This window comes from Variimorphobacter sp. HTMS_6 (genome assembly GCF_059717775.1).
The window spans coordinates 1,474,753-1,488,132 of record NZ_AP046094.1 but is presented as its reverse complement, the minus strand read 5'-3'; the positions used below and the strand labels follow the sequence as shown (position 1 = coordinate 1,488,132).

Sequence of the window (13,380 nt, the reverse complement as noted above, 5' to 3'; positions counted from 1 at the left end):
GTTAATTTTCTCCAATAGCTTCTTTTACTTTTGCAATTATGGTATCAATATCTGCGAGCGCTCCTTTTCCGATATCTCCACAAGCAAGAAGTGCCTCTTTCGGCTCAACAAAAAGATATCCATATGACTTTAATTTCTTAATATTATCCTGCGTAATTGGATTTTCATACATGGCTGTATTCATCGCAGGGCATATTATGACAGGTTTATTCTTTATCGCCATAACAACGGTAGTCAGCATATCATCCGCAATACCGGATGCAATTTTTCCAATAATATTGGCAGTTGCCGGCGCGATCAAAAAGCAATCTGCTCTTTGCGCTAAGGAAATATGACGTACATCGGGATAATAGGAATCATCAAACATCTCAGTATATACTTTGTTCTTAGTTAATGTCTGAAATGTGAGTGGTGTGATCAGTTTCGTGGCAGATTTCGTCATAATTGTATGAATAGCGATGCCACTTTTCGATAATTGATTTGCGATGTCTGCTGCCTTATAAGCTGCAATACTACCGGTAACACCTAAAATAATCTCTTTCATGATTTACACCTTCTTTTTTTCATAGTTGATGATACAATTGCTTTGGCAATCTCTATTTTAGTAGTACATGTTATATAATTCTTACTTTCATCTAGTAGATAACCGATATGTTGCGTATCATTGATATTTTTAAGATCATTCGCAAGAACGAAATCGCAGTGATTAATTTTTAAGATTTGGTAAGCAGTGTCAATCAGTTGATCATGTTGCACGTGATCAAGTAATTTAAAACCCACCAATGTAGCCTCCGGAACGATTGTTTGATATAAAGATATAATTTTAGGCGTCTGCTCCATACACAAGATCAAGTCATTGATACCGGAAGGTATTTTCCCCTCCCCGCTAAGAACCGAATCTGAATCTATTACCAAGTTTGATACAAGCTCTTCATCCACTGATTGAGTATGTATCCGATTTTGATTTCTATATTTATTAATTGTATCCGCAATTCTTGATGAGGTTGTGACAGCTTTTACCCGATAATCACTCACCGCCATACTGTGGATAACAATATCAATACAATCCTTTGAACATATCTTCAAAATCTCTTCTTCAAGACTAGCAACGGAATCTATAAATATGACTTCTGTCTTTTCTAAATCCGGGTAAAGCGAATTTTTTCCGCAGATATAATATATTTTAGTTATGTCCGATCTCTTCTGGAATTCTTTCGCTATCTCACAACCCAACTTACCGGTCGAAGTATTGGTAATACTTCTAACACGATCGATCGACTCCGTTGTACCTCCAGCCGTGATTAGTACCTTCATAATTTTCATCCTCATTTTCTCAAACCGATTGTTAGCACGGAATAAATATTTTTACTATTATAGCAGTATGCAAAACAATACTCAATTATTTTTAAAGTTAACATGTAAAAAAATCTGTGTCAATGAAAGAACCTAGTGAACCATATAGAAATCAACTACCAACTATACGAACTTAGTATTAAATAATCCTTTTATTTTCTAATAATAGGAAATATTGAGTAAAAATGTATAAAAAACCAAAAACATCTTGACACAAAACATATGTTCTTATTATACTAATATAAGGTAATTTTGTAAGGGATTTACTCTTGAACGTCGACCTAAATTCAATACACTCTATTCTTAGTTTACAATCCCATAGTATAAAATTATGTAATTCAAAAACAGGGAGCGATATGAGTATGGAAAATATCATTACATTAAATGATGTAACAAAGGAATTCAAAGTGTTAAATCGTAGAGAAGGTCTGCGTGGCTCATTTAGGGATCTATTCTCAAGAGATTATAACATAATAAAAGCAGTTAATCATATTACCATGGACATCACAAAAGGGGAGATTGTTGGATATCTCGGGCCAAATGGTGCAGGTAAATCAACCACAATCAAGATGATGACCGGAGTTTTAGAACCTACGAATGGAGAAATCACGGTAAACGGCAGAATTCCATATAAGAAGAGAACTCAGAATGCACAGGAAATAGGTGTAGTGTTTGGCCAGCGTTCTCAACTTTGGTGGGCTTTGCCGGTAATCGAATCCTTCAAAATTCTTAAAGATATCTATCAGGTGAACGATAAGGACTATAAGGATATGATGGATCTGTATTTGTCTTTAGTGGATATGGATGCTTTATTACATAAGCCGGTTAGGCAGATGTCCCTTGGCCAAAGAACCCTGTGTGATATTCTGGCCGCTTTTTTACATAATCCGGGTGTTGTATTTTTAGATGAACCCACTATCGGTCTTGATGTATCCATGAAGAGTAAGATCCGAGATTTAATCAAGACCTTGAACAGGGAAAAAGAAACCACTATCATACTCACCACACATGATATGGGTGATGTGGATGCGTTATGCAGAAGGATCGTTATCATAGACAAGGGAGCTCTTCTATATGATGATGCAATCGATAATCTACAGAGCTTTTTTGGTGCATATCGTACTTTGCAAATTATGTTGGAGGATACTATTCAAGGCGGGAACAAGGTTGATAAGAATATCCTGATCTCTAATCTTGAACAGCTTCTTCATTCACGATATCCTGATGCCTCTTCGATAGCAATATCAGAAAACGAGGAATGGATTGATATATTGATGAACGAGGAAGAAGTATTATTGATGGATATCTTAAATACCCTGCAAGATAAGTACCGAATAAAGGATATGAAACTTAAAGAGATTTCCACAGAAAGTATTATTAAGAAAATATACGAAGGGGGATTACGGTGAGTCTAAAAAAATATTTTACATTAATCAGAGCGGGAATGATTGAGTCACTACAGTTTCGTTTAGGCGCCGCAGTGACTGTCCTCGGTAATTTAATCTACCTCGTCATTGTATATTTTTTATGGAAAGCCATTTATGCTTCAGTAAGCACCCCTGTGGTTAACGGAATGACCTTCCAAGATACCATTATTTATCTGGTTCTCGCAACAGCATTGTTTTATTTTATGGAAGATTATCTGGTGTGGCAGATTGTCAGAGATATACAAACCGGAAAAATCGTATTGAATATCATTAAGCCTATGAAGTTTCGGCAATTCATGTTTTTCCTAAATTTTGGTGGTAATGTTATGTCCTTCTTCATCACATTTTTACCAACCTTTGTAATTGTATTTATTATTGTACAGGGCGCTCTTCACCTGGGCGTAAACCTACTGTTTTTTATAATTGGTGTAGGTTTTGGCTTAATCATTAATTTCTATATCAACTTTTTTGTATCCACAATCTGCTTATATACCCAGTCCTCCTGGGGTATTAATATTATGAAGGAGGTAATCGTAACCTTGTTATCAGGAGCGGTTGTTCCAATTGCTTTTTTCCCGGCGCTACTTGGCAAAATTGTAATGTATCTACCGTTCCAGGCGATTTATAATACACCGTTAAGACTTCTGATCGATTATCAAATGTCAATGCAGGACCGCGTTACATTAATTGCTATCCAGCTTTTCTGGGTTTTAGTTATAGGAATTATCAGCGATCTGTTCTGGAGAAAATCCTTAAAGATCATCACGGTAAACGGAGGTTAATATATAATGAAAAGAAAAGGTATACTCTTCTATTTAAAGATATATAAGAAGATATTGTTTCAAGATCTAAAAAGCAAGTTAAGCTACCGGGCAGACTTTATTATATCTACTGTGGGCTTGGTTTTTACAAATATCCTGGGGTTTATGTCCTTCTGGATTATCTATAAGAATTTCCCTTCAATCATGGGATGGAGTTATTATGAGATGTTGTTTTTATATGGGTTTTCCTTGATAGCCCTAACACCCGTGCAATGCTTATTCGATAATCACTGGGATTTAAGATTTTATGTATATTCAGGTGATTTTATTAAATATTGCTTCCGACCAATTAATTTATTCTTCTACTTTACTTCGGAGGTATTTGATATCAAGGGGATTGGCCAGTGTGCATTTGGAATCGGTACATTAGTCTATGCCTGGAACAAACTACAACTCCCGTTTTCATTTATGATTTTATTAAAGTTATTGCTTGCTGTGCTTACATCATCCCTGTTCATTATCGCGTTAATGGTCATCGCAGCGGCTACATGCTTCTGGGTGGTTAACACTGGTTATATCATGGTAACAGTTAACAAATTCAAAGATTATGCAAAGTACCCTATTACGATTTTTAACCCGGTATTTCGATTCCTATTTACCTTCATTATTCCGATTGCATTTATAGCATACTATCCAAGTTTACTATTTCTTCGAACGGATAGTATTCCTTTACTTACTTGGCTGTCGCCAATAATCGCGATTGCATTCTTTTACCTAAGCTATCGTATATGGATGAAAGGTGCAACCACATATACCGGAACCGGTTCTTAATGAATACAAATTATCTGTCTATATCTGAATTTATAAAGGCTGCAGTATATGATATTCTCCTTAACATCAAGCTTTGTTGCTACCTTAAGGATTTATCATTTACTGCAGCCTTGCTTATTCGATATACTTCATAATCAATTAACTATAACATGGATTTATTATCTGCTTCAGTATTTCGAACATTACTACTTCGTTCAATATCAAGATCACTAATATGCAACTCTTCACCAATTAAGATATCTTTCTTTTGTAAAACAACGAGAAAGGTTTTAAACATTATGCCGAGATCTGTTCGAAATGTTATACTTTTTATATACTTTACATCCGTAGCAAACCTTTCCTCCCAACACAAAGCATTTCGTCCGTTTACCTGTGATAGTCCTGTGATACCGGGTCTTACCTTACTTCTTAATCTCTCATACTCATAAAAATACGGAAGATATCTTATAAGTAAAGGTCTCGGTCCAACAATGCTCATATCCCCCTTCAATACATTAAACAACTCTGGCAACTCATCTAATGACGTCTTTCGTAGCACATTCCCAAACCTTGTTAATCGCTCTGAATCACTTAATAACTTACCTTGCTCATCCTTTGCATTTGTCATTGTTCGAAATTTATATAAAATAAAGATTTTCTCATTTAATCCCGGTCGTTCCTGTTTAAATATAATCGGACTACCAATTTTAATCTTAACTGCAAGTGCAATAAAAAGGAATAAGGGTAATAGGACAATAAGTGCAATCAAAGCTATCGCAATATCAAATATCCTTTTTCCAAACCTAGAATAAATATTCATATCTGCCTTCTCTTTTAAAGCTTTCGAAGAATACCCCCTTTTAAATTTGTAATTAGTACTTACAATTTAATATATTCTTTTCTATTAAAATACGTGAATCAGCATAAAAACAATTTATTTTACCTAATATAGAATGAAAAAGCTCCCAAACCGGTACGGTATAAACCGTAACCAATCAGGGAGTTTCTTTATACTTTATTATCGATTGTCTAAATCAATGTAATCCATAATCTCAATAACACTCTTATAAGCCGGACGTATGATTTTTCCCGCACTAATTAATTCCTCGATTCGATGAGCAGACCATCCTACAACACGTGCTATCGCAAAAATAGGAGTAAACAGTTCATTCGGCAAGTCTAGCATACTATAAACCAGCCCACTATAAAAATCAATATTTGCTGCCACACCCTTATAGATTTTACGTTCCTCTGCAATAACCTCCGCTGCAAGTCGTTCAACCATATTATACAAAGCGAATTCTTCTTCTCTTCCTTTTTCTTTCGAGAGAAGCTCCACATAGTTTTTGAACACATTTGCACGGGGGTCGGATAGAGAATATACAGCATGCCCCATACCATAGATAAGACCGGAACGGTCAAATGCCTGTTTATGTAGTAATGATTTTAAATATTCCCTTACCTGAGTTTCGTCCTTTGTATCCTTTACGACTCTTTTTAGATCCTCAAACATCTGCACTACTTTTATATTCGCGCCGCCATGCTTTGGACCCTTTAATGAGCTGATTGCTGCAGCCATAGTCGAATATGTATCTGTGCCGGAGGATGTAACTACATGTGCGGTAAAGGTTGAATTATTACCACCGCCATGCTCCGCATGCAACACTAATGCTATATCCAAAATTTTTGCTTCAAGTGTAGAATAGTTACTATCGGAACGAAGCATATATAAAATATTTTCTGCAGTAGAAAGGCTTTTATTAGCACGATGAATGATTAAGCTTTCCCCATCATGATAGTGTCTATATGCTTGATATCCATATACGGATAACAACGGAAATAATGCGATTAATTCCAGACACTGTCGTAATGTATTCGGAATACTGATATCATCCGGTGCTTCGTCATATGAATATAATGTAAGAACACTTCTTGCTAAGGTGTTCATCATATCTTTGCTTGGAGCTTTCATAATTATGTCACGAACAAAATCAATTGGTAATTGACGATAATCCATTAATATTTGATTAAACCCATCGAGTTGGGCTTTTGTCGGTAGTTTTCCGAATAATAAAAGATATGTAGTTTCTTCAAAACCAAAGCGATTATCTTTAACGAATCCGTTAACAATATTTTCCACATCGATTCCGCGGTAGTAAAGTTTACCTTCACAGGGTACCGGAGCACCATCCTTCATTTCATAGGCTTTTACTTCCCCAATTTCAGTCAAACCGGCAACAACGCCTTTGCCACTAATATCACGCAGTCCCCTTTTCACGTCATACTTTATGTATAATTCAGGGTCAATTCTGCTTCGGTTTTCACACAGTTTAGAGAGTTCAGAAATTTGATTTGTTACTTTTAGTTGGTTGTACATAATTTTCACACCTTTCTTCGCTTCAGGTTTGTCACTACGATGTAATCTTAACGCGCCCGTTATCACCCCACTTCGTTAATGTATCATAGAATTTCTAATGTTTGTAAATTATAACACACTTATGTTTAATTGTCTACTTTTAACATATAGCATGTATTTATTTTCCATTCATTAGTATATATTGCATTACTAACATATTCATACCAATATAAGGTATAAAAAGCTATTAATACAGACGACAGATGATTCAAAAAGGTTCCCACACTAATAACTACGTTAATTCAAGGAAAAGAAAAACAGAGATCTTAAAATCTCTGTTCTCCAATTATTCTTTGAAGTTCTAATAGTTCTGCTTTTGTTAAATCCTGATTCTTAAGATAATCCGAAAGAAACGTACTTAAGGAACCATTATATAATTTGTTCAACAATACTTTTGTTTCAATAGTCTGTACTGTTCTTTTTGATATCGTTGCACGGCAAACAAAGCCAGGATCTTCTCTCTTAACTGCACCTTTATCAATTAAACGCTTTATTACTGTATAAGTCGTATTCTTTTCCCATCCTATGTACTCTTTAATAATCTTAGAAATGTCCTTAGCAGCTAAAGCTTTATTCGACCATAACAATTCCATAATATTAAGTTCACCCTCGTGTAACCGTATTTCTGGCAACGACGACATTCGCAACTACACCCCTTTAATATAAACATTCTACAGTTATAGAATCAATATTTCGCTAGCATTTATCAAGATATATGCTAGCCTTATTTTCTTCTATCAACTTATTTTTCAACCCATAAAAATACCATCTATATAAATATCTACTATAGTAGATAACTCTTCACAGCTTATACTATTATAATAGAACAGCTTTGTCAACCACTTTATTTACTATGAAAAACAGCTCTTTGTATGGTTTATAGCCACAATCCAATATTTTTTCTCAAGATCTGTTACAAGTTTCATATACAAAATACAGCATAGTAGGGAACATATTTTATGCGATTCGAAAACTCAAAATTATTCGGTGAGATCTTAATTGCGTAGTCAAAATCAAATTTTTGCCGTAGTATGCTGATACTCTTTGATCTTGTATTTTTGGTTTCATGAATTTCAATTGGAATAAATTTATCGTCCTCCGGAATGATAAAATCAACTTTTGCCATTGACTCAGATTCCCAGAATGCGAAAGTATGGTGATTCGCTTGGAGAGATTGCGCAACATAGTTTTCCATAATCACTTTTTGATAAATACTATGATCAAATAAACCATTCTCCTCCAATATCTTTGAATACAGTAATCCGGTATCGGATAGATATAGCTTAAAATTAGATATATTATCATCCTGTAGATCCAAATGACTCAACGCACCATTTACAGCAAGGAGCTGTTCATTCGAAACACGGTTGCATTTGATTATATAATAAATATCTGAAAGCTTTCGAATCGCATCTTTATACATGGAATGGGTCGTACCCTTACGTATCAGCTTATATTGGAATTTTTTATTGTCTTTCATCAGCTGGGATACAAGGCTGTCAAAGACTTGTTTCATGCGGAAGGCATCACTCTCTGCAAAAACACGCATAATGGTATCATGATAGGAACCGATCAAAGTATTGTGCTGCTCGGGAATGTTAATCATGGTTGACAAATTCATATATTCATTGATCGCTCCGGGCATACCCCCGATTCTCAAAAATATATGGTGTAGTTCCATCAGTTCTTTATGTACTATCTCAGGTATCTTTGAATTAGTCTGAAAGTGGTTCATAATCAATTCAATATACCATTCATTATTTGTTGCTCTCAAAAACTCATCAAAGTCAAATGGATAAAGTGTTAATCGGTCAAAGCATTCGCCAAGCTCGTGATGAATAGATTCACTGGTTATTAATATAACATACGCAAACATTTCTTGAATTTTATGCATACTAAGTAAAGCGATTAATTGATACGACAAGATAACCTCATCTACTATTAATATCGCATCCCCAGCTTCATTAACCGAATGAATATGTGATATGAGTTGAGCTTGTATCGCATTAAAATCCTTTTTTGAAACAAACTCCTTCAATGATGGCTCTCTTTCAAAATTGAGATAACATATATCTTTATAAAAGGCTTTGCCAAATTCATAAGCCAGATATGTTTTTCCCACACCCTTAGCACCTGTTATAAGCATAGGCCTTCGTGTATCATTTTCTTTCCATTTAATCAGTTCATCGATTGCTTTTCTCTTCAACAAATATTACCCCTTATTTCTTAATTTCTCAATAAGTTGAGTAAAATAATCAGGAAGTGGCGCATGATATTCTACATATTCTTTTGTCGTCGGATGGATAAATCCCAATACTTCTGCATGCAGTGCCTGACCCACTAATCGAAAGGAATCCTTACTAGGTCCATACACCGTATCGCCAAGCAGTGGGTGATGAATGCTCGCCATATGAACTCTGATTTGATGAGTTCTTCCTGTTTCCAACGAACACTCTATGACTGCATATTGATTATTTATATTTTCAATCACCTTATAATTTGTGGCTGCAGATTTTCCGTTCTTATGATTAATTGCCATCTTTTTTCGGTCTTTCGGGTCTCTACCTATCGGAGCCTCAACTCTACCGCCATCTATCTTAAACGCATGGTACACAATTGCCTGATATCTTCTGGTAATGGAATGAACCTTGAGCTGATCCGCAATAAATTGATGCGCTTTGTCATTCTTACACGCTATCATTACACCAGTGGTATCCCGATCAATCCTGTGTACGATTCCCGGTCGTAATACACCATTAATACCGGATAGATCATTCTTACAATGATATAGTAATGCATTTACTAAAGTACCGGTAGAGTGCCCTGCAGCAGGGTGCACTACCATACCCTTACGTTTATTAATTATAATATAATCTTTATCTTCATATATAATATCCAAAGGAATATCTTCCGGTAGGATTTCAGTTTCCTTTAGCTCCGGAAGGCGGATTGTGATAACGGAACCGGTTTTTACTTTAATATTTGCTTTCACCGATTTTTGATTCATTTCAATCATCGAATCCTCAATCAGCTTTTGGATATAATTTCTGGACAAATCAGTCTGAATAGAAGTAAGATATTTATCGATTCGAAGGCCATTATATTCCTCCGATACGATATATTCCTGTATCACATTCTTATCTTTCTCCTCGATTTCCAAATCTTCAAGCTCCTCGTCCTCGCTGTCCAGATCAACAAGCTCCTCATCCTTGGTCTCCAATTCTTCAAACTTATCCTTATCTATACATTCCTGATAGTCGAACTCATTATTCTTCATACTTTCTTGTATCTCCAGTTTTTCGTTATTCACAAAGTCATTATTCGTAAACTTGATCAACGTCCATCAGACACGTGTCCGATCTCTCGCATTTCGCCGAAATATGATGCTTTCCTTCTTTCATCACGATGTTTACTTTCCGGTATCTTCTGTTTACTTTCCGGCATCTTCTGTTTCTTTAGTCACTTGTAATTCTTCTTCTCTAGCAGATTCCTCTTCTACTTTATCTTCCACGTTATGTTTTTTCCTACCAAGTGTCTCTTCCAAAAAGGCAAAGTCCTCGTCCTTATAATAAAATAATGCAAACAATACTAATACTACGGATGATATTGTTAGGTAACAATCCGCAACATTAAATAACGGGAAGTTAATGAACTCAAAATAGATAAAATCCACAACATATCCAAGAGCAAAGCGATCAATCATATTACCCAACGCACCTGCAACGATAAAAACAGCTAATACTTTTAAGGCACCGTAACGTTTTCCACTAGGTATTTTAAAATACAAGAATAATATGACTACTAATATCATCAATGTTAAAATTCTTAAAAAATCAACACGACCACTCAGGATACCCCAAACTGCACCTGTATTTTCATAATACTGTAGGTTCAATATCTTGTGAGGTATAATAATAATCGGATCCTGCCCCTTTAGATTAGTAGATATCCAGAATTTCACCAACTGGTCTAAACCAATCAGTGCGATTAGTAATATAAGATGCTTAATTCGTTCTTTCATATTTCCTCCTATTATCTTAAGTATTCATTCGAATTTCCTAACCTATTGTAATACCGATTCAATTGCCTCAATCATCTCTTCCTTTGTTATGCTAGAATCAATCACTGCTTCACCGATATCATGTAAAAGTATAAATTTCACTTTATCAGAATCCATTTTTTTATCCAGTCTTGAAACCTGATATACTTCCCCTGCATCGAGACTGGATGTAGCTATCGGTTGTTTAAACTGTTTGATTGTTAAAAGAATATCCTCGTACTCTTCCTCAGTGATATGACCCCTAAACTTGGACAAATAAGATGCAGCCGCCATTCCGACACAAACACATTCTCCATGTAGCATCGTAAAGTTCTTCAGCTTTTCGATAGCATGTCCAATTGTGTGTCCATAATTTAACATTGCTCGTTCACCCTGTTCTTTGGGGTCACGCTCAACTACCGCTTTTTTCACACAACAATTACGATAAACCATCTCTTTTATGGTGTCCAGCTCTCTGTTTAAAATGCCTGTTTGATTATCTTTAATCCATAGATAGTCTTCTTTGTTCTTTATCAAGCCATGCTTAATAATTTCACCCATACCGGATAAATATTCCCTCTCCGGTAGAGACAATAATGATGCAAGATTCATATAAACAAGTTTTGGTTGATGGAACGCGCCTACCATATTCTTGTAGGCTCTATAATCTACTCCTGTTTTTCCACCGATACTGGAATCCACCATAGCAAGCAAAGAGGTAGGTACCTGAACAAAACGCACCCCTCTCAGATACGTAGAGGCAACAAATCCGGTTAAATCGCCAACAACACCACCACCTAATGCCACTAACACATCATTTCGGTCAAAATTAGCCAGAATCAACTGCTCATAGCATTGGTTAACAGTATCCAGATTTTTGTTCTCTTCTCCTGCTGGAAAGGTATAGGAATGTACATTTTCTGAAACATTACTCAACTGTTCCTTTACAGATTCAAGATAATACGTTCCGACATTAGAATCCGTGATAATCATGAATTTACGATCCTTCATACCCAGTGTTTCTAACTTACCAGGTAATTGAAGAAAATCCACTTCCAGCATAATATCGTATTCCGGTTTGTTTTCGTAATTAATTATTAGTAAATTATTCATAAAAAATGCACAACCGCTTCAACACTTCAAGATTAGGTTATGCTATCCTCCTTATCCATTCATCTTTATTGTATAAAATACTAAATTCAGAGTGTTTATATATATAATAATATCTGAACACTATAACGACCTTTTTTCGTTTGATAAGAGGTTCCAACAAATTTAAATTTACCATACCCTCTTACTGACACTACATCATTCTCTTTTAAGTTATAGCTGTTCGATAATATTATTTTCCCGCCAATTGATACTTTACCACCTTCAATCAATCCAGATAAACTGCTTCTAGAAGTATGAAATGCCACCGCAAGTATCGCATCTAAACGTATGGAAGAAACCGTACCGCTGATCTCCTTCACCTTTGGTTGATAATTAAAATCCCTATAATCAAACCGGTTACAGTTCACCATAGTATGCTTCACCTTCGTAAGATTATCGATGATGAAATCAGTTATATTACTATGAGCCATAATATAACCTACATTCTCAATAATTAGTATATCACCTATCTTACTTCGATCCAAACCAAGATTTAATACTGCACCAAGAAAATCCCTGTGATTGAACGCATCACTGAATTTTTGATTTAAAGGAACCACCTTGATACACGTGATTGGATATTCTAATTCCTTCTCATCAATACTATTATCTCCCCCATAAAAACAAAGTATTTTCCTCTCGGCATCATGATATCCTCCGTAAGCAAAATACTTTATCATTGGTAATTCATTTTTTAAAGCGAAAAAGATGGTTTGCTCATTCAGATTTAAAAAATCAGAATAAAGACTAATACCTCTTGAATAAGAGGTATTCGCCATATCTAAAAATCTTTTTCGTATAATTTGTTCTTCTTTGTCGGTATTCATCATAGTTTAAAATTTTGACTGTAATGTCGGCGGCTCAAAGCCATTCTCCTGTATTAAATCTAAATAATCTCCTGAGATATCAACTGTATCCGGCGAAACAATAAAGATGCAATTAGATATTCTATGTAATTTTCCATTGATCGCATATACAGATCCTGATATGAAATCCATCGTTCTTTGCGCTAATTTGTCATCAAATCCTTCCAAATTAATCACCGTTGCTCTACCTGTTAAAAGTGTATCACAGATCTCCTGGGAATCTTCAAACGATGTTGGTTTCATGATGCATACTTCAAGACCCTTAGGAGTGGTACGGATTGGTACAACTTTGTTGATTGTACTTCTTTCCATTTTAGCCACCTTTTCCTTTTTAAATTCATTCGCTGTAGCATTTTGCTGTGTAGCAAATGATGGGGTTTTTATTGTTTCTTCAAATCTTTCGTTTTTCGCTTCTTTTTTCTCAAAGCGCTTCGCTTTTTTCTCTTCAAGCTCTAATTCATCATCATAATAATCATCGTCATCTTCATCTTCAGTTAATTTCATTGAATTTAAAAAATTTTTAAAAATATTAGACATGTCACTTCTCCTATCTATA

Annotated in this window: 14 protein-coding genes; 3 read left to right on the top strand and 11 right to left on the bottom strand. The window is 35.2% G+C overall.

What is annotated here, in order from left to right:
• Position 1 precedes the first annotated feature (1 nt).
• The gene (coaBC, locus tag AC6IWN_RS06675) at positions 2-544 is read right to left on the bottom strand and encodes a bifunctional phosphopantothenoylcysteine decarboxylase/phosphopantothenate--cysteine ligase CoaBC (RefSeq protein ID WP_497991591.1); all 543 of its coding nucleotides are present in this window, start codon (positions 542-544) and stop codon (positions 2-4) included.
• The gene (locus AC6IWN_RS06670; protein WP_497991590.1) at positions 541-1,314 is read right to left on the bottom strand and encodes a phosphopantothenoylcysteine decarboxylase domain-containing protein; all 774 of its coding nucleotides are present in this window, start codon (positions 1,312-1,314) and stop codon (positions 541-543) included. Before AC6IWN_RS06670 ends, coaBC begins: the two co-directional genes overlap by 4 nt.
• A gap of 401 nt (positions 1,315-1,715) precedes the next feature.
• On the opposite strand from AC6IWN_RS06670, the gene AC6IWN_RS06665 reads away from it, so the two are divergent.
• The 3 genes from AC6IWN_RS06665 to AC6IWN_RS06655 are packed head-to-tail and all read left to right on the top strand — an operon-like array spanning position 1,716 to position 4,372.
• On the top strand, positions 1,716-2,762 hold the full coding sequence (locus tag AC6IWN_RS06665; RefSeq protein WP_497991589.1) for an ABC transporter ATP-binding protein: 1,047 nt from the start codon (positions 1,716-1,718) through the stop codon (positions 2,760-2,762).
• Positions 2,759-3,562, top strand: a complete 804-nt coding sequence (locus AC6IWN_RS06660; protein WP_497991588.1) for an ABC transporter permease — start codon at positions 2,759-2,761, stop codon at positions 3,560-3,562. Before AC6IWN_RS06665 ends, AC6IWN_RS06660 begins: the two co-directional genes overlap by 4 nt.
• Positions 3,563-3,568: 6 nt before the next feature.
• Positions 3,569-4,372 (top strand): ABC transporter permease, encoded by an 804-nt coding sequence (locus AC6IWN_RS06655; RefSeq protein ID WP_497991587.1) that lies wholly within the window; start codon positions 3,569-3,571, stop codon positions 4,370-4,372.
• A 142-nt stretch (positions 4,373-4,514) separates the two neighbouring features.
• Here AC6IWN_RS06655 and AC6IWN_RS06650 read toward each other — a convergent pair whose 3' ends face one another.
• The 9 genes from AC6IWN_RS06650 to AC6IWN_RS06610 form a co-directional block, all read right to left on the bottom strand.
• Entirely contained in the window at positions 4,515-5,171 is a 657-nt protein-coding gene (locus tag AC6IWN_RS06650; protein ID WP_497991586.1) for a sugar transferase, read from the bottom strand.
• A gap of 198 nt (positions 5,172-5,369) precedes the next feature.
• Positions 5,370-6,728, bottom strand: a complete 1,359-nt coding sequence (locus AC6IWN_RS06645) for a citrate/2-methylcitrate synthase (RefSeq protein ID WP_497991585.1) — start codon at positions 6,726-6,728, stop codon at positions 5,370-5,372.
• Between the two features lie 305 nt (positions 6,729-7,033).
• Complete coding sequence (locus AC6IWN_RS06640) at positions 7,034-7,408, bottom strand: BlaI/MecI/CopY family transcriptional regulator (protein WP_497991584.1); 375 nt, start codon at positions 7,406-7,408, stop codon at positions 7,034-7,036.
• Positions 7,409-7,689: 281 nt separating this feature from the next.
• The gene (locus AC6IWN_RS06635) at positions 7,690-8,973 is read right to left on the bottom strand and encodes an ATP-binding protein (protein ID WP_497991583.1); all 1,284 of its coding nucleotides are present in this window, start codon (positions 8,971-8,973) and stop codon (positions 7,690-7,692) included.
• Between the two features lie 6 nt (positions 8,974-8,979).
• A complete protein-coding gene (locus AC6IWN_RS06630; protein WP_497992183.1) occupies positions 8,980-9,900 on the bottom strand; it encodes an RluA family pseudouridine synthase in 921 nt (306 codons plus the stop codon).
• A gap of 297 nt (positions 9,901-10,197) precedes the next feature.
• A complete protein-coding gene (gene lspA, locus AC6IWN_RS06625) occupies positions 10,198-10,788 on the bottom strand; it encodes a signal peptidase II (RefSeq protein ID WP_497991582.1) in 591 nt (196 codons plus the stop codon).
• A 42-nt stretch (positions 10,789-10,830) separates the two neighbouring features.
• On the bottom strand, positions 10,831-11,919 hold the full coding sequence (aroB, locus tag AC6IWN_RS06620; RefSeq protein WP_497991581.1) for a 3-dehydroquinate synthase: 1,089 nt from the start codon (positions 11,917-11,919) through the stop codon (positions 10,831-10,833).
• A 95-nt stretch (positions 11,920-12,014) separates the two neighbouring features.
• Entirely contained in the window at positions 12,015-12,788 is a 774-nt protein-coding gene (locus AC6IWN_RS06615; protein ID WP_497991580.1) for a YlmH family RNA-binding protein, read from the bottom strand.
• 3 nt (positions 12,789-12,791) lie between these two features.
• Positions 12,792-13,361, bottom strand: a complete 570-nt coding sequence (locus tag AC6IWN_RS06610) for a cell division protein SepF (RefSeq protein ID WP_497991579.1) — start codon at positions 13,359-13,361, stop codon at positions 12,792-12,794.
• Between the last annotated feature and the right edge of the window lie 19 nt (positions 13,362-13,380).